The sequence below is a fragment of the Lysobacter enzymogenes genome (assembly GCF_900106525.1).
In the GTDB taxonomy this organism is placed as follows: domain Bacteria; phylum Pseudomonadota; class Gammaproteobacteria; order Xanthomonadales; family Xanthomonadaceae; genus Lysobacter; species Lysobacter enzymogenes.
The window spans coordinates 253,954-276,968 of the sequence record NZ_FNOG01000002.1 but is presented as its reverse complement, the minus strand read 5'-3'; the positions used below and the strand labels follow the sequence as shown (position 1 = coordinate 276,968).

24 protein-coding genes are annotated in these 23,015 nt (G+C 70.2%); 11 read left to right on the top strand and 13 right to left on the bottom strand.

Annotated features, from left to right (window positions below; genetic code table 11):
- Positions 1 to 143: 143 nt before the first annotated feature.
- A complete protein-coding gene (locus BLU84_RS05505; protein WP_074863789.1) occupies positions 144 to 1,085 on the bottom strand; it encodes a LysR family transcriptional regulator in 942 nt (313 codons plus the stop codon).
- A 135-nt stretch (positions 1,086 to 1,220) separates the two neighbouring features.
- On the opposite strand from BLU84_RS05505, the gene BLU84_RS05500 reads away from it, so the two are divergent.
- From BLU84_RS05500 to BLU84_RS05485, 4 genes are all read left to right on the top strand, one after another.
- A complete protein-coding gene (locus BLU84_RS05500; RefSeq protein ID WP_074863787.1) occupies positions 1,221 to 2,237 on the top strand; it encodes a zinc-dependent alcohol dehydrogenase family protein in 1,017 nt (338 codons plus the stop codon).
- A 225-nt stretch (positions 2,238 to 2,462) separates the two neighbouring features.
- A complete protein-coding gene (locus BLU84_RS05495; protein ID WP_074863785.1) occupies positions 2,463 to 3,011 on the top strand; it encodes a GNAT family N-acetyltransferase in 549 nt (182 codons plus the stop codon).
- Positions 3,008 to 3,625, top strand: a complete 618-nt coding sequence (locus BLU84_RS05490; RefSeq protein ID WP_083382345.1) for a GNAT family N-acetyltransferase — start codon at positions 3,008 to 3,010, stop codon at positions 3,623 to 3,625. Before BLU84_RS05495 ends, BLU84_RS05490 begins: the two co-directional genes overlap by 4 nt.
- A gap of 221 nt (positions 3,626 to 3,846) precedes the next feature.
- Positions 3,847 to 4,584 (top strand): hypothetical protein, encoded by a 738-nt coding sequence (locus BLU84_RS05485; protein ID WP_074863783.1) that lies wholly within the window; start codon positions 3,847 to 3,849, stop codon positions 4,582 to 4,584.
- Between the two features lie 190 nt (positions 4,585 to 4,774).
- Here the strand turns inward: BLU84_RS05485 and BLU84_RS05480 are convergent, their stop codons facing one another.
- The 4 genes from BLU84_RS05480 to BLU84_RS05465 form a co-directional block, all read right to left on the bottom strand.
- Positions 4,775 to 5,845, bottom strand: coding sequence for a DNA methyltransferase (locus tag BLU84_RS05480; protein ID WP_074863781.1), 1,071 nt, complete (start codon positions 5,843 to 5,845; stop codon positions 4,775 to 4,777).
- The gene (locus tag BLU84_RS05475; protein ID WP_074863779.1) at positions 5,838 to 6,977 is read right to left on the bottom strand and encodes a hypothetical protein; all 1,140 of its coding nucleotides are present in this window, start codon (positions 6,975 to 6,977) and stop codon (positions 5,838 to 5,840) included. Before BLU84_RS05475 ends, BLU84_RS05480 begins: the two co-directional genes overlap by 8 nt.
- A gap of 230 nt (positions 6,978 to 7,207) precedes the next feature.
- On the bottom strand, positions 7,208 to 8,632 hold the full coding sequence (locus tag BLU84_RS05470; protein WP_074863778.1) for a nicotinate phosphoribosyltransferase: 1,425 nt from the start codon (positions 8,630 to 8,632) through the stop codon (positions 7,208 to 7,210).
- 76 nt (positions 8,633 to 8,708) lie between these two features.
- Positions 8,709 to 9,767: a bifunctional nicotinamide-nucleotide adenylyltransferase/Nudix hydroxylase gene (locus BLU84_RS05465; protein ID WP_074863777.1), complete on the bottom strand. Its 1,059-nt coding sequence runs from the start codon at positions 9,765 to 9,767 to the stop codon at positions 8,709 to 8,711.
- A 303-nt stretch (positions 9,768 to 10,070) separates the two neighbouring features.
- Between BLU84_RS05465 and BLU84_RS05460 the strand changes: the two genes are divergently transcribed.
- On the top strand, positions 10,071 to 11,069 hold the full coding sequence (locus tag BLU84_RS05460) for a hypothetical protein (RefSeq protein ID WP_233431077.1): 999 nt from the start codon (positions 10,071 to 10,073) through the stop codon (positions 11,067 to 11,069).
- Between the two features lie 10 nt (positions 11,070 to 11,079).
- Here the strand turns inward: BLU84_RS05460 and BLU84_RS05455 are convergent, their stop codons facing one another.
- Positions 11,080 to 12,651, bottom strand: a complete 1,572-nt coding sequence (locus tag BLU84_RS05455) for a hypothetical protein (RefSeq protein ID WP_139174706.1) — start codon at positions 12,649 to 12,651, stop codon at positions 11,080 to 11,082.
- A 44-nt stretch (positions 12,652 to 12,695) separates the two neighbouring features.
- A complete protein-coding gene (locus BLU84_RS05450; RefSeq protein WP_074863773.1) occupies positions 12,696 to 12,920 on the bottom strand; it encodes an RNA-binding S4 domain-containing protein in 225 nt (74 codons plus the stop codon).
- A gap of 143 nt (positions 12,921 to 13,063) precedes the next feature.
- Between BLU84_RS05450 and BLU84_RS05445 the strand changes: the two genes are divergently transcribed.
- The gene (locus BLU84_RS05445) at positions 13,064 to 14,056 is read left to right on the top strand and encodes a zinc-dependent alcohol dehydrogenase family protein (RefSeq protein WP_074863771.1); all 993 of its coding nucleotides are present in this window, start codon (positions 13,064 to 13,066) and stop codon (positions 14,054 to 14,056) included.
- Positions 14,057 to 14,138: 82 nt separating this feature from the next.
- The gene (locus BLU84_RS05440; protein ID WP_074863769.1) at positions 14,139 to 14,528 is read left to right on the top strand and encodes an MAPEG family protein; all 390 of its coding nucleotides are present in this window, start codon (positions 14,139 to 14,141) and stop codon (positions 14,526 to 14,528) included.
- A gap of 4 nt (positions 14,529 to 14,532) precedes the next feature.
- Here BLU84_RS05440 and BLU84_RS05435 read toward each other — a convergent pair whose 3' ends face one another.
- The gene (locus BLU84_RS05435) at positions 14,533 to 14,790 is read right to left on the bottom strand and encodes a GIY-YIG nuclease family protein (protein WP_074863767.1); all 258 of its coding nucleotides are present in this window, start codon (positions 14,788 to 14,790) and stop codon (positions 14,533 to 14,535) included.
- Positions 14,791 to 14,955: 165 nt separating this feature from the next.
- Between BLU84_RS05435 and BLU84_RS05430 the strand changes: the two genes are divergently transcribed.
- Positions 14,956 to 15,297, top strand: a complete 342-nt coding sequence (locus BLU84_RS05430) for a metalloregulator ArsR/SmtB family transcription factor (RefSeq protein ID WP_074863764.1) — start codon at positions 14,956 to 14,958, stop codon at positions 15,295 to 15,297.
- 39 nt (positions 15,298 to 15,336) lie between these two features.
- Here BLU84_RS05430 and BLU84_RS05425 read toward each other — a convergent pair whose 3' ends face one another.
- The 5 genes from BLU84_RS05425 to BLU84_RS05405 all read right to left on the bottom strand — a co-directional run bounded on the left by BLU84_RS05425 (position 15,337) and on the right by BLU84_RS05405 (position 19,476).
- The gene (locus tag BLU84_RS05425) at positions 15,337 to 16,011 is read right to left on the bottom strand and encodes a serine/threonine protein kinase (protein ID WP_139174704.1); all 675 of its coding nucleotides are present in this window, start codon (positions 16,009 to 16,011) and stop codon (positions 15,337 to 15,339) included.
- Positions 16,012 to 16,038: 27 nt separating this feature from the next.
- The gene (locus BLU84_RS05420) at positions 16,039 to 16,560 is read right to left on the bottom strand and encodes an RNA polymerase sigma factor (RefSeq protein WP_074864652.1); all 522 of its coding nucleotides are present in this window, start codon (positions 16,558 to 16,560) and stop codon (positions 16,039 to 16,041) included.
- 98 nt (positions 16,561 to 16,658) lie between these two features.
- Positions 16,659 to 17,720 carry an SRPBCC family protein gene (locus tag BLU84_RS05415; RefSeq protein ID WP_083382344.1) on the bottom strand — a complete coding sequence of 354 codons (1,062 nt, stop codon included), beginning with the start codon at positions 17,718 to 17,720 and terminating at the stop codon, positions 16,659 to 16,661.
- Entirely contained in the window at positions 17,717 to 18,718 is a 1,002-nt protein-coding gene (locus BLU84_RS05410) for an acyl-CoA desaturase (protein WP_074863760.1), read from the bottom strand. The genes BLU84_RS05415 and BLU84_RS05410 overlap by 4 nt, the downstream gene beginning before the upstream one ends.
- Positions 18,719 to 18,969: 251 nt before the next feature.
- Positions 18,970 to 19,476 carry a GreA/GreB family elongation factor gene (locus BLU84_RS05405; protein ID WP_074863758.1) on the bottom strand — a complete coding sequence of 169 codons (507 nt, stop codon included), beginning with the start codon at positions 19,474 to 19,476 and terminating at the stop codon, positions 18,970 to 18,972.
- Between the two features lie 303 nt (positions 19,477 to 19,779).
- On the opposite strand from BLU84_RS05405, the gene BLU84_RS05400 reads away from it, so the two are divergent.
- The 3 genes from BLU84_RS05400 to dbpA all read left to right on the top strand — a co-directional run bounded on the left by BLU84_RS05400 (position 19,780) and on the right by dbpA (position 22,976).
- Positions 19,780 to 20,340 carry a hypothetical protein gene (locus tag BLU84_RS05400; protein WP_139174702.1) on the top strand — a complete coding sequence of 187 codons (561 nt, stop codon included), beginning with the start codon at positions 19,780 to 19,782 and terminating at the stop codon, positions 20,338 to 20,340.
- A complete protein-coding gene (locus BLU84_RS05395) occupies positions 20,337 to 21,476 on the top strand; it encodes an XVIPCD domain-containing protein (protein WP_139174700.1) in 1,140 nt (379 codons plus the stop codon). The genes BLU84_RS05400 and BLU84_RS05395 overlap by 4 nt, the downstream gene beginning before the upstream one ends.
- Positions 21,477 to 21,569: 93 nt before the next feature.
- A complete protein-coding gene (gene dbpA / locus BLU84_RS05390; RefSeq protein ID WP_074863754.1) occupies positions 21,570 to 22,976 on the top strand; it encodes an ATP-dependent RNA helicase DbpA in 1,407 nt (468 codons plus the stop codon).
- Positions 22,977 to 23,015 lie beyond the last annotated feature (39 nt).

The window sequence follows — 23,015 nt, the reverse complement described above, 5'->3', positions numbered from 1 at the left end:
GCTGCAACGCGGTCGCGACTTGCGTCGCTCCTACAGGGCGAGCCCGAGGTCGCGACGCTGTTGGAAGTCCGGCTGTAGGAGCTGCGCAAGCTGCGACCGCGACACCGCGGTGACGACGCAACTCGCCGCAGCCCCGCGCAACCTCAAGCCGCCGCCGCCAGCGGTTGCCCGAAGCCCGTTCCCACCATCGCCGGGATCCGCTCGACCAGCAGGTCGATCGCCACCCGCGTGCGCAGCGGCAGGTAGTGGGTGTGCGGCCACACCGCGCTGATCCGGCTGCCGACCACGCGGTCGGCGTGCATCACCATCTGCAGTTCGCCGCTGCGCAGGTAACGGCTCAGCAGCCAGCACGGCAGTTGCGCCAGGCCGGCGCCCGCGACGGCAGCGTCGGCGATGGCTTGCAGGTCGTCGAAGCGCAGGCGCGCCTCGACCTGCGGCTCGCGCACTTCGCCCGCGCTGTCGCGCAGGCGCCAGGGCACGGTCTGGCCGTGGCGGCCGTAGATCACCGCGTCGTGGCCGGCGAAGTCGTCGATCTCGCGCGGCAGCCCGCGCTTGGCCAGGTACGCCGGCGCGGCGCAGATGCCCAGGTGTTCCTGAGTCAGCAGGCGCGCGGCGAGGGTGGCGCTGTCGCGCAGGCGGCCGACGCGGATGCCCAGATCAAAGCCCTCCTCGACCAGGTCGACCATGCGATCGCTGAACGACAGATCGATCTCCAGCTTCGGGTAGCGCCGCGACAGCTCCAGCGCCACCGGCGCCACGCAATGGCGGCCGAACATCACCGGCGCGCTGATCCGCAGCCGCCCGCTGGGCTCGCGCCGGCCGCTGTCGAGCGCGGCCTCGGCGGCGTCGAGTTCGGCCAGGGCTTTGACGCAACGCTCGTAATAGGCCTGGCCGTCCTCGCTCAGGCTCTGGCGGCGGGTGCTGCGGTGGAACAGGCGCACGCCGAGCTGCTGTTCGAGCCGGGCGATGCGCTTGCCGATGGCCGAGCGGGTCACCCCGAGGCGGTCGGCGGCGACCGCGAAACTGCCGGCCTCGGCCGATTGGACGAAGGCGACGATGCCGAGCAGACGATCGTTGACGGCCATGCGATTGGTTCCTGATGGGCGACGCAGAGTGGCGCAAAGCTAGCCACCAAAGCGCGCGGGGCGACGATATCGTAGCGCCACTTCGCCGCGGCGTCGCCGCGGCCTCCATCCCCCAGTGTTCCAGGAGTGTTCCCCATGAAGGCTTACCGCATCCGCGCCGGCGGCGGCATCGACTCGCTCGCCCTGACCGACGAAGCCCGCGCGCCGCTCGGCGCCGGCCAGATCCGCCTGCGCGTGCGCGCTGTATCGCTGAACTTCCGCGACCTGATGATCGCCGACGGCCGCTATCCGGCCGGCGGCGAGCGCCCGGTGATTCCCGCCTCCGACGCGGTCGCCGAAGTGATCGAACTCGGCCCCGACGCCGGCCGCTGGGCGCTCGGCGACCGCGTCGCCACCAGCTTCTTCCCGCACTGGCACGCCGGCGCGGCCAACCCGCGCAACACCCGCGACCCGTTCGGCGCCGACGCCGACGGCGTGCTGGCCGAAGAGATCGTGGTGTCGCAGGAATCGGTGTTCGCCGTGCCCGCGCACCTGGACGACCTCCAGGCCGCGACCCTGACCTGCGCCGGCGTCACCGCCTGGAACGCGCTGTTCGTCGAAGCCGGCCTGCGCCCGGGCCAGAGCGTGCTGCTGCTGGGCACCGGCGGCGTATCGATCTGGGGCCTGCAACTGGCCAAGGCGGCGGGGCTGCGCGCGATCGTCACCTCCTCCAGCGACGACAAGCTCGAACGCGCCCGCGCGCTCGGCGCCGATGCGACCATCAACTACCGCACCCAGCCGGAATGGCAGGACGAAGTGCTGCGCCTGACCGGCGGCGCCGGCGTCGACGCGGTGCTGGAAGTCGGCGGCAGCGGCACCCTGACGCGCTCGGTGCGCGCCGCGGCGATGAACGGCACGGTCGCGATCATCGGCGGCGTCAGCGGCTTCGGCGGGGACCTCGACGCGATCGCGCTGATCATGGGCGCCAAGCGGTTGTCGGGCATTTTCGTCGGCAGCCGCAGCATGGGCGAAGACCTGGCGCGCTTCGTCGAGGTCAACCGGATCGTGCCGGTGGTGGACCGCAGCTTCGCGTTCGAACAGGCGCGCGAGGCTTACCGCTATCTGGAAAGCGGCTCGCACTTCGGCAAGGTGACGATCAAGGTTGCGGGGTAAGGCGGCGGCACGACGAGGTTGCGTCGTAGCCAACAGCTCGCGCCGCTCCCGCACGGGCTCCCTGTAGGAGCGGCGCAAGCCGCGACCGCGCCGCGACAGATCGCGGCGCAATCCCCTGCGCGCCGCAACCCAACATCGCCACGACTGGGACCATCCGCCGATGTCGAACCCCCTGCGCGCATGAGATCTTGACGGCATCGCCTCCGGGCTCCCCACGATGCCGCCATGACCGATGCCGCTGCCGCCGACCTTCCCCTGATCCGCCGCGCCCACGCCGGCGACGCCGATGCGCTGGCCCTGGCCGGCGCGGCGACCTTCCTGGAAACCTTCGCCGGCATCCTCGCCGGCGCCGACATCGTCGCCCACTGCCGCAAGCAGCACGCGTCGGAGCTGTACGCGCAGAGCTTGGCCGATCCCGCGGTCGCGCTGTGGCTGGCGGAAACCGCGGCCGGCGCCGCGCCGGTCGGGTTCGCCATGCTGACCGCGCCGTACCTGCCGCTGGCCGATCTGCGCGCCGACGACCTGGAGCTCAAGCGCATCTACCTGTTGTCGCGCTTCCACGGCGGCGGCACCGGGCGCCGGCTGATGCAGCACGCGGTCGACGAAGCCCGCTCGCGCGGCGCCGGCCGCCTGCTGCTGGGCGTGTACGCCGGCAACGAACGCGCGCTGGCGTTCTACGCGCGCTGCGGTTATGTGCGCGTCGGCGAGCGGCGCTTCCAGGTCGGCGCCAACACCTATGAAGACGCGATCCTGGCCCTGGACCTGACGGCATGAGTACGAGCGACCACGACGCGAGCGCGCACGAGGACCCGCGCGCGCCGACGGTGCACGCGCTGTGCGAGGACGACATCGACGCGGCGGTGGCCTTCGACGGCAGCTACATCGCCTTCCAGCGCCTGCGCCTGGAATTGCGCGACGGCGCGCTGCACTGCGATCTCGAATCGTTCGATACGCAGCGGCTCGAAGAGCCGTACCGCAAGAACTACGGCGACGACGCCGACGCCGAGGGCCTGCGCGACTATCTGCAGCGCGCGCGCGGCAACACCGCGCCCGACGCGGCCGCGTTCGTGGTCCGCGTCGACGGGCGCGTGGCCGGCCGGTTGATGATGTCGCGCACCTGGAACGGCTACGCCTACATCGACGACATCGCCATCGACCGCAACGTGCGCCGCCGCGGCGCCGGCTCGGCGCTGATGCGGCAGGCGCTGGCCTGGGCGCGCGAGCACGGCTACCCGGGAATCATGCTGGAAACCCAGGACACCAACGTCGTGGCCTGCCGGATGTACCTGCGCCACGGCTTCGTGCTCGGCGGCTGCGACCGCTTCCACTACGCCAACGAGCCGGATCTGGCGCAGGAAACGGCACTTTTCTGGTACTTCCGATTCTGAGTTTTTACGTATCCTGCGATTGATAGACGGGTTTTAGGTGCCAGATGGCACCTACTCTGCGTCCACAGCGTGAGTAACTGCGCAGCGCCTCGTGACTGCGATGAATACCCGGTGCATTCCGCCGCGAAGATCACGACGCATTGACATCCGCCCCGGCGCAATCGCTGCCGACAGGAGGCAGGCGCGAAGCGCTCGCGTCGTCCGCGCAGGGATGGATCGTCATGGGCGTGCTGGTGATCGAACAATGGACGCAGTTCGCCGGCCTGGCCGTGCGCCGCATCGACGCCGGCGACGGCGATAGCGCCGGCCGCGCCTACGCCTTCGTCAATCCGCGGCCGCGCATCACCGCGCAGGGCGCGCCCGACGCCTACCACCCCGAGGACACCGGCAGCGGCTGCCTGCGCGACGCCGGCTGGCCGGGCCCGGACTGGCGCCAGCGGCTGGTGGCCGATCCGTACCAGCCGCAGCGGCCCTTGCGCCAGGACGCGGGCGGATACCCAGGCTATTTCGTCTCCACCACCGCACTGCACGATGCGCGCTTCCCGCGCACCAGCGCCGCGGCCTACCTCGATGCGGGGCGGGTGGCGTACCTGGCCTTGCCGCAGGACTGGCTGGCCGAGGACGGCGCCGGCGCGCCGGGCGATTTCGTGGTCGTGCACGATCGCGGCAGCGGCCGCCACAGCTTCGGCCTGATCGGCGACAGCGGCCGCGACCGGGCGATGGGCGAGGTGTCCGAGCGCATGGCCAGCGATCTGTCCGGGCACCGCGCCGAAGCGCGCAGCGGCCGCGGCGCGCCGGCCGGGCCGCTGCTGTGCGTGGTATTTCCCGGCTCGCGGCGCGAACCGGCGTGGCCGCTGCAGACCGCGGTGATCCGCACGCGCTGCCAGCAATTGCTGCGCGCGTTCGGCGGAGTGGCGGGATTGGCGCCGCTGGCGGCGTCGGTGGCGGGGGAGGAGTGAGCGGGCGGCTGTAGGGACGGCGCGATCTGCGGCATCGCGGTCGCGGCTCGCGCCGCTCCTACATTCGCTATCGACCGCCCCCTGTAGGAGCGGCACAAGCCGCGACCGCGCAACTACATCTACGACGCCGCTTACGGTGCCCTGCGTTGTGGCCAACTCGCGGGCTGCGGCGCTTCGACCGAGTCGGACCTCACTGCGTAGCCGACGCCCCCGCCTGATCGACCAACGACAAATCCAGCCGCACCAGCCTCCCCAGACGATCGCGCCGCTGCGCGCGCACATACCAATGTTCGCGTAGGCGCGGCAGGCGCAGCGGCGGCTGCAGCGGTTCGCCCCACAGGCTCAGCGCGTAATGGCGCTCATGCAGCCACCACAGCAGGCGGTCGAACTCGGCCTGATCGTCGGCCAGCAGCAGGTCGGCATCGGCCGGTTCGCGCGCGCCGGGATCGGCGAGCCAGCGCGCGAAGCCGCCATGCAGTTCGAACCCGAAGCCCGCCTCGCGCAGCGCCTGCAGTTCGTCGCGGGTGCTGTCCAGGCAGATGCGCTCGCGCTGTTTCTGGAACACCAGCGCGTACTCGTGGCTGCGGTCGGTACGCGCGTCGCCTGCGGCCAGCGGCCGCGATTCGCGCGCATAGCACAGCAGCCGTTCCCCGCGCGCCACGAACAGCGCGCCGAGCACGCGCGCCAGATCCCAGGCCAGCGGCAGCGTGCGGCCGCCGAGCTCGAGGTTCTCGGCCATGGCGATGCAGTAGCCGCCTTCGGGCAGGGCCGCGCGCACGCCGTGGAAGATGTCGCGCAGGCGTTGCAGATAAGCGTCGTAGTCGCGCTCCAGGTAGAGCTGGCCGACGCGCGAATCGGCCGATTCGGCCGTCTCCGGCCAGCGGCAGCCGAAGTAGGGCACGTTGGTCAGGCACAGCTCGAACGGTGCCGGCGCGGGCGTGTCGGGCAGGCTGCCGACGGCGACGGGCGCATCGATGCCGTGCCGGTGCAGGCGTTCGCGCGCCAGTTGCGCGCGCGTCGGATCGATCTCCAGGCCGCAAGCTTCGCGCCCTTCCAGCGCGGCGGCGAGCAAGGTGGTGCCGAAGCCGCAGAACGGGTCGAACACGCGCGCGCCGGGCGCGGCGAAGTGGCGCACGAACGGGCGCATCTGCGCGACCCAGCCGCAATCGCGGCCGCCGAAGGCATCGCGCGCGCGCAAATCCTCGGGCAGGTGCAATTCCGGCGGATCGGGTTCCAGCAACAACCAGCTGCGGCTATCCATCGGCGCGCTCCGCAGCGGGCCACAGCACGTCGCGGTCCGGTTGCCAGCCGGCGCACAGGCGGCCGTTGCCGTGGAACACCAGCTTGTAGATATCGCCCGAGGCGTGCCGGCGATGCATCGCGGCGTAGTCGGAGGATTCGAACACCACCTGCATGCCGCTGGCTTGCTCGCGCAGGCGCAGGTTCCAGAAGTAATAGCCTTCGGTGATGCGCAGCGGCGTCAGCTGCGGCCACCACGGCGCGTCCATGCACGCGGCCAGCACGTCTTCGATCGCCACGCGTTCGGCCTCGACGTAGCGGCGGGTGGCGTTGTCGCGATAGCCCGCGCCCAGGCGCGAGAACTCGCGCAAGATCACCGTGTCCGCACCGCAGGCGCGGGCCCAGTCGAGATAGGCGCGCACGCCGTCGGCATCGTCGATGCCGCCGCGTTGCAGGATGCAGACCTGGCGCAGCGGCAACTGCGCTGCCAGCTCGCGCGCGACGGCCTCGAACGCGGCGCCGCCAGCGATCGGCTCGCCGTCGCGGAAGCGCATGATGCGCTGGTTGCGCGCGGGGTCGAAGTGGTGGCGCGACAGCTCCAGCCACGACAGGCCGAACCCGCGCAGCGCGGCGATCAGCTCCGCGCCGCGGCCGCGGGCGAAGCCGGCGCCGTTGCTGTAGAGCACGCGCTCTTCCACCTGCACGCCGTCGCGCTCGGCCGCGCTGAGCGTGGCCAGCAGTTGCAGGAACCAGTCTTCGTCGTCGCTGGATTCGAGCCCCGACAGCGACCACGACAGCGGCAGCCCGCGCAACTGCGCCAGCGCCGCGCTGAGGCGTTCGAAGTGGTCCGGCGCGGGGCGCAGGCTCTGCGCCAGCGCGCCGCCGTCGAGCGTGCGCAGGTTTTCCGAACAGAACAGGCAGCGCGCCGAGCACGGCCGCGCGGCAGCGTAAGGGGTGAAGGTGACCGGTTGGGCGATGCGGTAGCGGCGCTCGCCGATGCGGTGTTCGCGCCAGCGGGTGGCGTCGTGTTCGCCGGGCGCGCGCCGGGCCAGTTGCGGCGTGGTCGCGCGCAGGCGTTGGAACAGGGAAGAGGCCGCGCTGAGCGGGAGCGTGCCCGGATCGGCGGTCGCTAGCCCTTCGAGGGGGGCTGGCATGGGATTCGTCCTTGGAATCGTTGGGTGGGGCTGAGCCTTGGGGCGTTTGCCCTCACCCTAGCCCTCTCCCGTAGACGGGAGAGGGGACTGTTCGCGGTGGCTTGCAAGCGTCGCGGCTTTCGAGCCCCTTTCCCGTTCGCGGGGTAGGGAACTATTCGCGGCGGCTTGGAAGCATCGCGGCCTTAGAGCCCCTCTCCCGCTTGCGGGAGAGGGGTTGGGGTGAGGGCCGCTCAAAGCCGAGCCGCGTTAGCCCGTTCCCTGACCTCGGCGAAGCTCCAATCGCTCACCAGCTTGCCGTCCTCCCACACCGTCACCATCGCATCCTCATAACCCATCGGCTTGGCCGCTTCCTCCAGCGAAGGCGCATCCGCCGGCACCGGCACGGTCTTGAAGTGCCCGTATTCGCGATGCCGCAGCAAGGTCATGCGCCCGCGCTTGCTCGACTTGCCCTTGTCGGTCACCGGGTCCTTGTAGACGTCGATCCATTCGCCGTCCACGCGCGCGGCCGAGCACTTCAGCGCGAACTTCTGGGTGTCGCGGTCCAGCCGCTGCAGCAGCGCGCCGCCCATGCCGAAGGCGAGGTTGTCGGTGGCGTAGCCGTAGCTGGTCGCGCGTTCGAGGATGGCGCGGATGCTGGTCGGGTTGATGCCGTCGCCCTGGATCACCCGCACGTGGTTGAGCACCTTGTAGCCCTTGCCGTTGACGGTGTGGCCGAAGGCCTCGTCGAGCAGGGTCAGGCATTGATGCACCACGTCGACCGGGTCGCCCGAGTCCGGCCGCACCACCAGGGTCGCGCCGGAGGCGATCACCTGCTCGCGCAAGGTCTTGCCCCAATGCTCGCGGATGGCGTGGAAGATGTCGTAGCTGTCCGACACCACCGCGACGATCGCGCCGGGCTTGGCGAACTGGGTCAGCATGTTGCGGTAGGCGTCGACCTCGCGCTCGCGGCCCCAACTGGTGATGGTGCTGTGCTCGGCGGCGGGGATCGAATAGCCCGCCATCGGCTCGTGGTAATAGCGCTTGGCCAGCAGCAGGCCGGAGACGGTATCGGTGCCGAGGAAGTTGACCAGATGCGCGGCGCCGCCGAGCGCGGCCGACTCGGTGCTGGACACGCCGCGCGCGCCGAAGTCGTGCAGCTTGAACGGCAACTGGCCTTCGGGATCGTCGCTGGTGCGCTCCAGGAACTGGCGGATGGTCTGCTTGGCGTGCCAGCTGATCGTGGCCACCGTCACCGGGTACCACAGGCGCAGCAGCAGGGTTTCCAGGTAGGAGGGCACCCAATAGGCCTGCGGGTCGGTCGATTCGATCGTCACCAGGGCCTGATGGGTCGGCACCACGGTGCCTTCGGGCACGGCGCGGACCCGGATCGGCATCAGCCCGCCGTGATGGTCGACGATGTAGCGCCAGCCGGCCTCGTTGAACGGTTCGCCGTGCGCGGCGAACAGGTCGCGCGCCTCGTCGATGTCGGCGTGGGTGACCGGCTTGGCCAGGTATTCCTTGAGGATCGCCTGCAGGCCGAAGAACACCGTGCGGTCGTACACGCCGCCGCGCGATTCGATGTAGAAGAACGTCGCATCGGTGCCGGGCGGGTATTGCAGCCAGTGGCTGGCCTTGTAGCTGTCGGTGTTGAGCAGCAGGTTGTCGAGGCATTGCATGACGGGAAGCTCCTTCGCGTCGGGGGTGGCCGGCGGTCTGTCCGCCGGCGGGAGGGCCGGGCGGTGCGCTGTGCGCTCAGCCGCGGCCCAGGAAGTATTCGAGGATGTGCAGGTGGTCTTCGAACAATTGCGGGCTCATCTCCAGCGCCTCGCTGACCGCGATCCAGCGCGCCTTGTCGGCGTCGTCGCCGCCGCGCACCTGCGGCAGTTCGCCGGCCGGGAAATCGAAGTGGAAGGCGTGGGTGATGGTGCGGCCGCGCGCGCTGCGGTCGGGATGGTCGAACACCCGCTCGCCCTTGATCGAACCCTTGAGCACGGCCAGCGGCACTTTCAGCCGGGTTTCCTCGCGCAGCTCGCGCAGGCAGGCGTCGAGCAGGGTCTCGTGCTGGCCGACGAAGCCGCCCGGCAGCGCCCACAGGCCGCGGCCCGGTTCGGCGCGGCGGCGCACCAGCAGCACGTGGCCGGAATGCACTACCACCGCGTCGGTGGTGACGAAGGTCGGCGCGTACGGCGCATCGGCCCAGGCGGCGCGGTATTGCTCGACGAACTGGTATTCGGCGACCAACTGCTTGAACGCGGGCGAGCTCTTGCGGAACGCTTCGAGCATGTCGAACACCGGCGCCGGCACGTTGGCGCGGATCAGCATCAGCCCGCCGTGGCTGTCGATCTGGTTGGCCTCGAACAGGAACTTGCGTAGTTCGGTGGCCGACAAGGTCGCGGTGTGGTTGACGTCGACCAGCGGCCACTGCGGGAATTCGCGCAGGTAATAGCTGGAAGCGTCCTTGTCCATGCCGATCAGGCCGATGCGGGCCTGCGCGCTGCCGCCGTCGGCGCGTACCGCCTCGGCGACGCTGCGCTGCACGTTGGCGATCCACTGGCTCTCGTTGTAGAGGTGGTCGCGCAGCGGGCGCACGATCAGGCGTTCGGCGCTGTCGGCGAGCGCGGCCTGGATCATCACCGCGCGCTCGGCGACGGTGAACGGGTTCTTGACGGTGCGGGGGGTGTCGGCGGAGCCGACCAGGAAGATGACCTTGGCGGCCTTGCCCAGCGCGTGGCGGGCGACGGCGGCGTGGCCGTTGTGGAAAGGCTCGAAACGGCCGATGAAGACGAGGTAATCGTATTGCTGCGTTGCCATGAGAATCCCTCACGGAGTTGAAGTGGCCGGCGGTCTGTCCGCTGGCGTATGCAAGATGCTACGCCGAACCGAAGCGCCGTCAAGTGCCCCCGCATCGCCGCATCGGCCCCTGTAGGAGCGGCGCAAGCCGCGACACCCGAAGCCCGGCCGAACCCAACGACCCGGTCGTGGCGAGACGCCGGAACCCATCGCCTCTCGCCGCACAGCGCAGCTCCCTCAGCAAGAGCGAAGCGGCTTCAGTCCCGTAGCGCTCGCGCACCAAGCCCGCACCGATACAATCGGGTCAAGCAAAGGAGGGCGACGATGACGATGCAGGTTCCGCAGTATTGGGCCGAGGCGCGGGTGCAGGAAAAGTTCGGGAGGGGGCATGTCTCCGGGCGGGTTTCGCTTACGGTGCGTCGCTTCGGTTGGTCCGACGCCAGCCAGACCGAAGCCCAGACCATGGCCGACGCGCGCGCCCGCGACGCGTTCGAGCGCATCCTCGCCGGCGAAAAACTGCCGAGCAACGAACCGCGCGTGCCCTACGACGCCGAAGGCCTGCCGATCCGCGAGGAGATCGTCGCCCGCCACGGCGAGGTGGTGATCACCCGCAACAGCTACGGCGCACGCTGTCTCAATTCGCCGGACGTCTTGTTCGCCGATGTCGATTTCAAGCCGCTGCCGCCGGTGCGCCTGGGCGGGGCGATGGCCGCGTTGTCGCTCGCCGCCGGCGTGGCCTGCGGCGTGCTGGTCCATCCGGTCGCCGGCATCGTCGCCGCGATCGCGACGATGCTGATCGTCGGCACGGTCCGCGCGAAGCGCGCGCAGCGCCGCCACCGCAGCGAAGGCGGCGGCCCGGAAGCGCGCGCGCTGGCGCCGGTCAAAGCGTTCCTGGCCGCGAATCCCGACTGGCACCTGCGCGTCTACCGCACGCCGAACGGCTTCCGCCTGCTGGCGATGCACCGCACCTTCGACCCGCTCGATCCGCAGGTGCATGCGTTCTTCGAAGCGATCGGCGCGGACGCCTACTACGCGCTGTCGTGCAAGCACCAGCATTGCTTCCGCGCCCGGGTCAGCGGCAAGCCGTGGCGGATGGGCCTGCGCGAGCACATGCCCGCAGGACGCAGCACCTGGCCGATCGCCGAGGAGCGCAGGCCCGAGCGCGAGCGCTGGGTGGCCGAGTACGAGCGCACGGCCGAAGGCTACGCCGCCTGCCGTTTCGTCGAGCGGCTGGGCAGCAACGACTACGTGTCGGCGACCTATGCAGTGCAGCGTCTGCACGACGATTTGTGCCGGGCCGAGCGTAATTTGCCGATGGCGTGAGCGGCGGCGCTCAGCTCAGGATCGATTCGGCCAGTTCGCGGTGCAACGCGCTCGGCAGGCGCGCGCCGGCGTGGATGAGGCGTTCGCGCAGAACGCGCGGGTCGGCATCGGCGATCGAGCCGAAGCGGTAGCGCCCGCGGTCGACCCAGGTCTGCAATTCGTCGACGATGGCCGCTTCGACCTGCGCAGGCTGCGGCTCGGCCAGCGCCTGCAACAGGAAGTCCAGGGCCTGCCACTTGTCCAGCAGTTGGGTGGCGACGAGCAAGCGCCCGCGGAAGGCCGGGCGCAGGTCCCAGGCTTGCTGCAGCGCGGCGACCGGCAATGTCGTGATGCCGCGCTTGTAGGCCTCTTGCGCTTCGCCCGAAACCCGATAGTCGGGGTCGTGCAGCGCGCGCGCCAGCACCGAAGCCATGTCGGCGGCGCCGCTGCGGGCCAAGCCGCGCAGCGCCAGCAACCGCAGCCGCGCCTGCGCGCACGACAGCCACGGCGTCAGCCGCATCGCATCTTCGGCCTGGGCGCATTCGCTCAACGCGTCCAGCGCGATGCGCGCGTTCGCCGAATCGCCGGCGTCCAGCGCTTCGCGCCAGGCCTGCCGCGGCTCTTCGCCGAATCGTTCGCGCAGCAGATGCGCCGCTACCCGGCGCGGGCCGGTGGAACGGTCGAACAGCGCCTGGCCTAGGCATGTGCGCAGCGAAGGCGCGCCGATACGTGCGGCCGCTCGCAGCGCATCGCGGCGCAGGGCCGGGACGCGGCGAGCATGGGCTTGGCGCAACTGATGATCGAACTGATCGAGCGTCAGCACGGTTTCAGCCTGCGCCAGTGCGGCCCGGGCGATGCGCGGATGCGGATCGTCCAGGGCCGCGATGCAGGCCTGTTCGGCGCTGCGCACGCCGGTCGCGACCGACGCTGCGTAGGCGTACTCGCGCACGGCCGCCGAGTCGGATCGGGTGGCGCGCCACAGCGACTCGGTGTGTTGCGGCGCATAGAGCACCGGCTCGATCAGCGCGCTCCAAGCCGGCGCGAAGCGTTGGCGTTCGCGCATCGGCAGGGCCAGCTCCAACAGTTCGAACAGCGCCTGCGGCTCGTGTTCGATGCATCGTTGCAGCAGCGCTTCGGCGGCCTTGCGTACAGGCGCGACCCAATCGCTGTTGCGGATCAAGGCCGCCGCCATCGCCAGACGACCGGGCCAGCGGGCGAACTGGCGCAGCGCGAGTTCGCGCACGTATCCGTTTGGGTCGCAGGTGGCGACGAACAGGCAGGCTTGTGCGTGCTCGGGCCGATCCGACAGTGACTCGATCTCGATGCCGCCGTTCAGTGCCGCGACATCGGCGCTGGCGGCACGGTCTGCGCGCGAATTCGCCCAGTCCGACAGCCGGTAACGGAACAGGCTGGAGCGGAACTCGGTGTCCACCCGCAGCAGCTTGTCGGGCGTCAGGGCGATCAACTCCGCCGGCGCGCTTTCCAACTCGGCGGCCCCGAACTCCAGGCCGCGCTGTCGGCGCATCACCTGCAGGGCCGAGGCGAGATAATGATTCCACCCCGCTGGCAAATGCCGCGGTGCGGCAGGCGGATACGATTTCATCGGACTGCGTCCTTGCGAGGGTTGCTTTGACGGCGATGCGGGCCTCAGCCCGCCACCACCTCGACCCGCATCCCCTCGCACTCCACCACCTGCCCCGCACGGATCTTGCAGGTCTTGCGCAGTTCCACCTGTCCGTCCACCCGCACCGCGCCGCTGGCGACGATGGCCTTGCCGGTGCCGCCGCTGTGGGCGAGGCCGATCAGCTTGAGCAGTTGGTTGAGTTCGACGAAGTCGTGGCCGGCGTCGAGGGCGAAGCGGGTCGATTGCATGGCGATGGGGCTGGAATGCGATGGCGGGCAGGCAGGGTCGCAGCGCTGAGACCTGGGCGCAAGACGTTTGCGCGTCCGGCGTCGTACTCTCGGGCCAACGGCGCCCGCGCGGGCGCCGTCCAGCCCATCTTTCGAGGTCGACGATGAAGCGAGCCCAGTACGAGCGGCGCGGCCCGGTGCCGCAGGACGTGATCGAGGCGGTCGAGTTCCAGACGCCGCCGTTGGCGGCCGGACAGGTCTTGATCGAAGTGCTGGCCGCGCCGATCAATCCCTCCGACGTGCTGACCCTGACCGGCGACTACGGCCTGCTGCCGCCGCTGCCGGCGGTGGGCGGCAACGAGGGCGTGGGCCGGGTGGTCGAGCTCGGGCCCGAGGTGACCCAGCTCAAGGTCGGCCAGACCGTGCTGCTGCCGATCCAGGGCGGCAGCTGGGCCACGCACATGGTCGGCACCGCCAGGCACCTGATCGCGCTGCCCGACGGCGCCGATCCGAAGCAACTGGCGATGATCACCATCAACCCGCCGACCGCGCTGCTGATGCTCAGCGACATCGTCGCGCTGGAGCCGGGCGACTGGGTGATCCAGAACGCGGCCAATTCGGCCGTGGGCACGTATCTGATCCAGTTGGCCAAAGCGCGCGGGCTGCGCACGATCAACGTGGTGCGGCGCGAGTCGGCGGTGGAGGCGGTGCGCGCGGCCGGCGCGGATGTGGTCCTGGTCGACGACGAGGACCTGGGCAAGCGCGCGCGCGAGGCGGCGCAGAAGGTGCCGATCAAGCTCGGCATCGATGCGGTCGGCGGGCTGGCCACCCAGCACATCGCCCAGGCCCTGGGCGAGGGCGGGGTGGTGGTGAACTACGGCGCGATGAGCGGCGAGGCCTGCCAGATTTCGCCGGCCTCGTTCGTGTTCCGCGACGTGTCGCTGCGCGGGTTCTGGCTGTCGCGCTGGTTCCAGCAGGCCGCGCCGACGCGGCGCGCGGAGGTGTTCGGCGAAATCGCCCGGCGCGTGGCCGCGGGCGAACTGCACGCGCGGGTGCAGGCGACCTATCCGCTGGAACGGATCAAGGACGCGGTCGCCGCGGCGGCCGCGGGCGAGCGCGACGGCAAGATCCTCGTCCTGCCCAACGGCGAGGTGTGAGCCGCGCACCGCGGCGGCACGCGCGGCCCGGCGCCGCGCGTGCGAGCATCGATGATCCGCTCGCGCAACCGGGGAGTCGCGCATGAACGTCGAATTGCAGATGCTGGCCTGGTCGGTCGCGCTGGGCATCGTCCACCTGCTGGTCGCCGCCGGCTTCATGACCGCGCAGCGCGGCGTGCGCTGGAACGCCGGCGCGCGCGACGGCACGCCGGCGCCGCTGACCGGCGTGGCCGCGCGTCTGGAGCGGGCCTGGCGCAATTACCTGGAAACCTTCCCGCTGTTCGCCGCGCTGGCCTTGGCGGTGGTCGTGGCCGGCCGCGGCAACGACCACACCGCGTTGGCCGCGCAGCTGTATTTCTGGGCGCGGCTGATCTATGTGCCGGTCTACGCCGCCGGCGTCCCGTACTTGCGCTCGGCGGTGTGGGCGGTGGCGCTGTGGGCGATCGCGCAACTGCTGTGGGCGTTGCTGTAAGGCCTCAGCCGGCGGCCTGCGCCTGCGCGCACAAAGCGCGCTTGGCCGCGGGCGTGAGCTGCTTGATCGCGTACTCGGCGCGCAGCGCGGCGCCTCGGTCGGGATGTTCGAACCGCGCCAGCAGCCGCGCCGGCGGATGCGCGCGGGTGTAGCGCGCGCCCTTGCCGGCGGCGTGCTGGGCGTAGCGGCGCTCCACGTCCACGGCGATGCCGGTGTAGAGGCTGCCGTCGGTGCATTCGATGAGATAGACGTACCAGGGCATGCGGATAGGGTAAGGCAGGAGATGGCGGAGAGGCGTTGCGAGAGAGAAGCGCGCGTTCGCGGTTTTCTGGCCGGTCCGCGGCTGTGGGCTATTTAGGGAATTAGTTAAGTAATCAAGGCTATACTCGTCCCCGCGCCGCCCCGGCGCGCCGCCGCCATCGCAGCCATGTCGCAGGACAAGATCTTCGAAGCCCTGGCCTCGTCGCCGCGCCGGCAGATCCTGGCCTTCCTGTCCGAGCGCGAACTCAGCGCCGGCGACATCGCCGCGCGGTTCGAGATGAGCGCGCCGGCGGTTTCGCGCCATCTGTCGGTGCTGGTCAACGCCGGGCTGATCAGCAGCGAGCGGCGCGGCCAGTTCGTGGTCTACAAGCTGATGCCGGACAGCCTGGTCAACACCCTGACCCAGTTCGCGTTCGAAATCTGTCCGGTCGGCGGCCCGCTCAAGCGCGAAAGCCGGCGCGCGGCGCGCAAGGCTACGGGCAAGCCGGCGGGCAAGTCGGCGGGTTGACGCCGGTCACGCCGCGGCCGCGCTTCGGTCGCGCTTGTTTCATTCGCGCTCGAAGCGCTCGATCTCTTCCACCACCGCCTGGGCGCGGCGCAAGCTGACGCCGACGATGCTCTCGTCCACCGTCTTGGCCAGACGCGGCCGGCGCGGATTACGCGACCAGCGCAGGAACCAGACGCTGGCCAGCAGCCCGGCCACGCCGACCGCGCCGCCGTAGACGAACAGCGACGGCGCGTTGCGATACAGGTCGACGCCGAACAGGTTCATCAGGATCGCCGCCAGCGCCGGCATCCACAGCAGCCACCACGCCAGCCCGACCGCGAGGCCGCCGCGCACGTAGGCCTGGCGCAGCGCGGCCAGGCGACGCTGCAGCGTCAGCACCGGCGCGGTGTAGTCGATGCCGGCGACGCGCGACTGGACCAGCGCGCCGCAGACGGTCAGGGCGATGCCGTAAACCTGCACGATCAGGCCGATGACGATCAGGTGCGCGCTGTACGCATGCGCGCTCCAGAACAGCGCGCCCCATATCGTCAGCAGCACGCCGGCGGCGATCTGCAGCGCCTGTCCCCATACCAGCGGCCGCAATCCCGAGCGCAGGCGCCGGCCGCGCTCCTCGCGCAGGCGCAGCCGTTCCGTACGGTGTTGGCGGTCGAGCTTGTGGCTGAGGTCCTGCCAGGCCTGCTTGAGTTCGTCGAGTTCCATCGTCAATGCGCTCATGGTTCGGTTCCGCGGTGGGGAAGGGCGTCAGTCGGCCAGCGCGGCGCGCAGGCGCTGCTTGAGCCGGCCGATCTTGGTGGCGACGTTGGTTTCGCTCAGGCCCAGGACGTCGGCGATCTCGCGATGGCTGCGGTCTTCCAGGTAGAGCAGCAGCAAGGCGCGGTCCAGCGGCGGCTGCTGCGCGATCAGCCGCTGCAGCAGGCGCAGGCGCTGCGCGGTTTCCGGCGTGTCGCCGTCGTCGGCGGGCAGCGCGTGCAGGTCTTCGTCCAGGGCGACGGTGTCGCGGTGGCGGCTGCGTTCGCGCAGATGCGAGATCGCCACGTTCAGGGCGATGCGGTACATCCAGGTCGAGAAGCTGCGCTGCGGGTCGTAGCCGGGGAAGGCGCGCCACAGTTGCGCGGCGATGTCCTGGGCGAGATCGGCGCGTTCGTCCTCGCCGCGGGCGTAGCCGGCGGCGACCTTGTAGACGATGCCGCGGTGCGCATCCAGCAAGGCCTCGAAGCGGCGCTGCCGCGCCGCTGTGGCCTGCCCGCGTTCGCCATCCGCCATCGTCATCGCCTCGGTCCGTTGGATGTCCATGCCGGGGTGATTCGCGCCCTGAGGCGAATCATCACACCCCCAGCGACGGAACGGGCGGACGGACGGATTCAGCCGGCGGCGGCCTCGGCGCGGTGGCGGTAGAACTGCAGGATGGTGTCGCTGAAGTCGCCGATCAGCCAGCGCGCCAGCGGCGCGGCGTACCAGTTGAAGCCGGTGCTCACCCGGTAGTCCATGCGGATGCTCAGTTCGGTGTCGGCGCCGCGCGGGGTGAGGGTGTAGCGGGTGCCGGTCAGGTCGAAGTAGCGGCCGCCGATTTCGACGTGGTCGTCGAGCGCGCCGGGCGGGACCGAGTCGGGCGCGAACTGGTACTGCCACTGCACGTAGCGGCCCGGCTGCCAGTCGGCCGAGCGCTGGCGGAAATGGATGCCCTTGCCCATGCGCACCTCGCGGGTGAGGCCGGCGGCGTCTTCGTGGGTGAGCCCGGCCAGCGGCGTCGGCACGCCGATGCGGTACATCCAGGCGCGGTCGACTTCCTCGGCGCGGATGTGGTCGGCGTCGAGCAACTGCCGCCACACCGCGTCGGGCGCAGCATGGATCAGCACGCTGCGTTCGGTGCGTTCCAGGCGCTGGGGTTCGTCGTGGCCGATGCCGAGCGAGGTCAGCAGCAGCGGCAGGATCGCCAGGCTGTAGACCGTCGGCGTCTTCGACCAGCCGGCCCAGCGGCACAGCGCGCCCATGAGCATGCCGCCGATCGAGCCGAGCACGGCGAACAGCGGCCAGATCAGCACGACGCAGATCGCGCCTTCGAGCACGAACAGCATCGTCCCGGCCATGCACAGGGTGACGCTGAGCCACGGCGCGAAGAAGTGATAGCGCAGCCGGCGAGCCTGCTGGCGCTCGGCGAGATAGACCGTGCTCGCGCCGATCGCGATCGGCGCGAGCAGGATGAAGACGGTCAGCATCGGCGCCCAGGCGCTGCCGGGGTCGCCGTTGAACACCAGGCGCAGCACCAGGCCGATCAGGGCGCCGCCGAGGAACGGCGTCAGCGCGATCAGCGGGCCGTCGAACCAGCGCTTGGCGGGCGCCTTGGCGGCATGCTGATGAGCTCCCGGCGGCAGCGGCGGCGGTTCGGACGAAGGGCCGTGCGGTTGTGGATCGTGTTCGTTCATCGGTTCACCAGCGTTCGCAAGGGTTGGCCTGCGCTGTCGGCGCGGGGTGGCGGAGCAGCGTCGAGGCACCGCAATTCTTCGCGCGGCGGCAAGTGCTCGGGCAAACGCAACCCGCGCACCAACCCTACGCGCTCGAGCGCGCGCAGCACCCACCAGCCCGGATCCCACTCGCCCGGATACAACCCCAACCGCGCCGAACCCGGAAACGCATGGTGGTTGTTGTGCCAGCACTCGCCCATGGTCAGCAGCGAGGCGAAGCGCACGTTGCGGCCCTGCACTGCGGCGCCGCGCACTTCGTGATGCATGCCGCCGTGGTTGTGGGCGAAGTAGCCGACCAACCAGTGGCCGAACACGCCGGCGGTCACCCGCGCGCACACGCCCCAGAACACCCAGCCCCAGCCGCCGATGGCGTAGAACGCCAGCGCCCACGGCAGGTGCTGCCACATCCAGGTGCGTTGCAGGAAGCGGTAGACGCGGTCCTCGCCGATGCGCGGTTCCAGCGCGATCCGCGGCGGCGCGTCCAGGCGCAGTTCGCAGTGCAGCTGCCACCACGCGTCCTGGAGAAAGCCGCGACGGTGGGCGAGGTAATCGTGGCAATGCGGCAGGCGCTGGGCGTAGTCGCGCAGGTCGTGGGTGCGCACCAGCGCGATCGGCCCGGCCAGCCCGACCTGCACGCCGCAGTAGACCAGCAGGTATTCCAGCCACTTCGGGCAGGCGAAGCTGTCGCGGATCAGCTTGCGGTGCATGCCCAGCGAATGGCCGAGCAGCAATACCGCGGCGGTGCTGGCGACGAACAGCGCGAACGCGCCCCAGCTGAAGGTCAGCGCGCCGCCGACCGCGGCGCCGGCGAACATCGCGCTGAACCACAGCGAGCGCACCGGTTCCCACGTCACCCGACCGGCGCTGACGCTGCGGACCGAATCGGCCAGGGCCGGGCGCGAGCGCACGCGGTGATCGCGCAGGCTGGCTGGGATCGCATCGGGAACGTGGGATTTCATGGTCCGCATCCTTGGCGCGCTGCATGGCCGGAGCGGCCCTGGCGCCGGCCCTGCCGGCGCGCGATGCATGCATTCAGCAATTAACTAATTTGCTAAATGATTCGGTGCGGGCCTGCGTGGCGTCAAGCGTGCGCCGATGAGCGGTCGGCGGGGTGTGGGGCGGGGCACGCACGTTGTCGGCGCCGCTGGCGGCGCGCGCGCCGACGTTTCGCGCGCGCAGGCGCGATGCGCGCCGCGCCGCGCGATGCGGCTCAGCCGTACTCGATCGCCAGCACTTCCACGTTGAGATCGCCGGCCGGCCGCTTCCACACCACGCTGTCGCCCACGCGCGCGCCGTGCAGCGCGCGCGCCAGCGGCGAGACCCAACTGATCAGGCCGCGCTCGGGATCGGCCTCGTCCTCGCCGACGATGCGGTAACGGTGCTCGCGGCCCTCGTCGTCGGCGATTTCCACGCGCGCGCCGAACGCGACCCGGTCGGCCGGCTGGCGCTCGGGCGCGATGGTGATCGCGCCGAGGATGCGCGCCTGCAGCCAGCGCATCTCGCGCTGCACATGGGCGCGCTCGAGCTTCGCCCCGACCGCTTCGCGCTCCACCGCGCGGTCCAGCGCCTGCAACTCGCGCCCGGCTTCGTTCAAGCGCGCGCGCAACAACATCATCCCGCGCGGGGTGACGTAGTTGGGATGCTCGCTGATCGGCAGTTCGGGCAGCGCGCCGGGATCGGACTCGCCGTCGCCTTCCTTGACGAAGGCGCGGCTCATGCGGGGGCGTAAAGGACAGACATTGCCCGACTCTAGGACAGCTAACGTTGTCTCAGGGTGAGTGCGATGTGGTTAGCGCTTTGCCGGAGCTGTCGGTTCATCGACTGAAGGGGCGAACCGATTCCGGATTTGCCGGTTTGCATGCATCGCGTGCCTGCCTCGGGTCGCTGGATGGCGACGAAGGCAGCTTAGCTGCGCTGAATGTGAGCCTGCGTTTTTTGGCTATTTCCCATTTGCAATGCGGGTGCCTACCCTTGGGGCGACGCTTGGCGATGTTCGACAGGATGTTGGAGGAGAAGGCCAATGAATCGAGGTTGCGGTAGCTCGGCTATGGCGCGGATCGTTGCATTCGTGGCCTTGGCGTCGATCGTTTGCATCGTGGCGTCGTGCGGCTCGGCAAGGATGCGCGGATCGGGTCGTGGCGGTCCCGATAAAGTTTCCACGGACGCTGTCACGGTCGAAAATCTGTTGCGCTGGTCGGTCGAGGGTTCGGCGGGAATCGACAAGGTCCTGAACGGGCTTAAGCGGACGTTTGAGATGACGCCGGTCGGCGTACAAGGTCTGGGCAGTGCGGGGCCTGCGAAATTGGCGGACGGTTACATCCTGAGCTTCGCCACCATCCGCGGATTGAGCGGCGCGATCGATATCGGCGTGAAAGAAGAACCGTGTTATTCGCCAGAACGCGCAGCCGGCCTGGTTGGAGGGGCGACGGGGAAGGTCGAGCTGGACGCGCATATGATCGATCACGGCAAGACCTACACCACCGGGAAGAACGGCTTTTACGTCTCCTTCGCCACGACAGACGAGACGTACAGATGCGTAAAGAGCATCCACATGTGGCCCATGGGTAGGAAAGAGCCATGAATGTCCCGGGTGAGGGCGGCGAGTATCTCCAGTCCCATCCCCGGTTCGCCGAAATGCCTGGGCGTATTCGAGCGTGGATACTGGAATCGCCCAGCGCTTCGGCCGATTTCGCGCGGTTCTTCAAGGACGAAGGCGTTATCCAGGGCCAGTCGGGCGTTGGGCTTCCTTATTACGCGCCCTTGGAGCCGCCGAGAATTCTGGTCGAGGACTCCCAATGGAGATCGCTGCAGGCCAGCGACGCCCCTGCATGGCCCCAGCGCCACCTGTTCGGAACCCTCGCCCACGAAATCGGCCACCACCGCTACAACACTGGCTCTGTCCCGTTCCAAGGCCGCAGCGCCGACGAGTACGTGCAATACCGCGCCGGCCTGGAAGCGCAGGCGATCTTCAACGCCTTTCCCATCTTCAAGGAACTCGAACACCAGCCCGAGTTCAAGGGCGGCAAGCCGTTCGGCTCCATCGGCTATCTGAACGAGGTCGAGTTGGGCTCGCTGTACGGCGACTGGAAGGCCGGCCGGCTGGGCGACGCCGAGGTGGTCGAGCGAATGGCGGCGAAGGTGGCCGATGCGCCGTACAGCCTGGCCAAGCCGCCGCAGGACATGGACGGCAACGGGGCGATCGCCCACCGCGATGCCTATTTGCGCGACTACGCCCGGTATGTCGAGCCGAAACTGCAACCGCAGTCGTCCATCGATCCCGCCGGCGCCGGCTTGAATCCGCAGGACGCCGCATTGCTCGACCGCCTGCGCGCCCAGGTGCGCGAGCTCGATCGCTCGGCCGGCAAAGGTTGGGACGAACAAAGCGAGCGCCTGAGCGCCAGCGCCCTGGTCATGGCCAAGAGATGCGGGTTCGGCGCTGAGGACGAATTGCGCTTGGCGTTCAACCGGCGCAGCGGCGACGTTGCGGCGGGGACGTTGTTGCACCTGTCCCGGCACGGCGCGAACGCATCCCCGGACCCATATGCCAACCGTACGCATATGCCGCTGGCCGAGGCCCTGGCCGCTCCGGCCGGGCAACGCTGCGAGCAGGTGCGGGCTTTCGAGGTCGCGCAGTCGCAGCGGACCCAGACCGCGCAGACGCAGGCGATTGCCGCAGCGGACGAGCCTGACAAGGACCGTCCGAAGCTGACGGTCTGATCGGCCCGATGAATCGGTCCGGCTCGACGCGCGTGCGGGCCGCAGGCAAGGCGGCCCGCTGCCACGTCCGCGCCTAACCTGCGATCATGTCGCATGGAACCGCAAATCCCCACGGCCGACGCCGCTCCGGCCGCTTTCGACACCCTCCCGCTGAGCCCGGCCCTGCTGCAAGGCGTGGCTGCGCTCGGCTACACCGCCATGACCCCGGTGCAGGCGCGCGCGCTGCCGGCGATCCTGGACGGCCGCGACGTGCTCGCCCAGGCCCCGACCGGCAGCGGCAAGACCGCGGCGTTCGGGCTGGGCCTGCTGCACCGGCTCGATCCGTCCGCGGTGCGCACCCAGGCCCTGGTGCTGTGCCCGACCCGCGAGCTGGCCGACCAGGTCGGCCAGCAGCTGCGCAAGCTCGCCTTCGCGGTCGGCAACCTCAAGGTTTCGGTGCTGTGCGGCGGCATGCCGGTGGCGCCGCAGCTGGCTTCGCTGGAGCACGCGCCGCACGTCGCCGTCGGCACGCCCGGGCGCCTGCAGGAGCTGCTGCGCCACGGCGCGCTCAAGCTCGACGGCCTGCGCACGCTGGTGTTCGACGAGGCCGACCGCATGTTCGACATGGGCTTCGAAGAGGCGGTGCGCGAGATCGTGCGCAAGACGCCCAAGACCCGCCAGGGCCTGCTGTTTTCGGCCACGTTTCCCGAGGCGATCCGCGAGCTGGGCCGCAACGCGCTGCGCGATCCGCTCGAGGTCACGGTCGAGGGCGAGGCGTCGGCGCCGCGCATCGAGCAGTATTTCTACGAGGTCGAAGCCGGGCGCAAGACGCCGCTGCTCGGCGCGCTGCTGCTGGAATACCGGCCCGAGTCGTGCGTGGTGTTCTGCAACATGCGCAAGGACACCGAGGAAGTGGTCGGTTCGCTCGAACACTACGGCTTCACCGCGCTGGCCCTGCACGGCGAGATGGAGCAGCGCGACCGCGACGAGGTGCTGGTGCGCTTCGCCAACCGCAGCTGCAATGTGTTGGTCGCCAGCGACGTGGCCGCGCGCGGGCTGGACGTGGAAGACCTCGCCGCGGTGGTCAACTACGACCTGCCGACCGACCCGGACGTGTACGTGCACCGGATCGGCCGCACCGGCCGCGCCGGCCGCGGCGGCGTCGCGCTGAGCCTGTGCGGCCCGCGCGAGACCGCGCGCGCCGACCAGATCGCCCAGCGCATGGGCGCGCCGCTGCAATGGCGCAGCGCCCAGCCGCTGGGCGGCAAGGCCCGCAACGCCCCGGCCGCGCCGATGGCGACCCTGCGCATCGACGCGGGCAAGACCGATAAGCTGCGCCCGGGCGACATCCTCGGCGCGCTGACCGGCGAGGCCGGGCTCAAGGCCGAGTCGGTGGGCAAGATCAACGTGTTCGCCACGCGCTCGTACGTCGCCGTCGCGCGCGGCCAGGCCGCCGCGGCGCTGGCGCGGTTGCGGGAGGGCAAGATCAAGGGGCGCAAGTTCCGGGTCAATCGGTTGTAGGGCAGTTGCTGCGCTGCCGCCGGCGCGCAGACGCTTGCG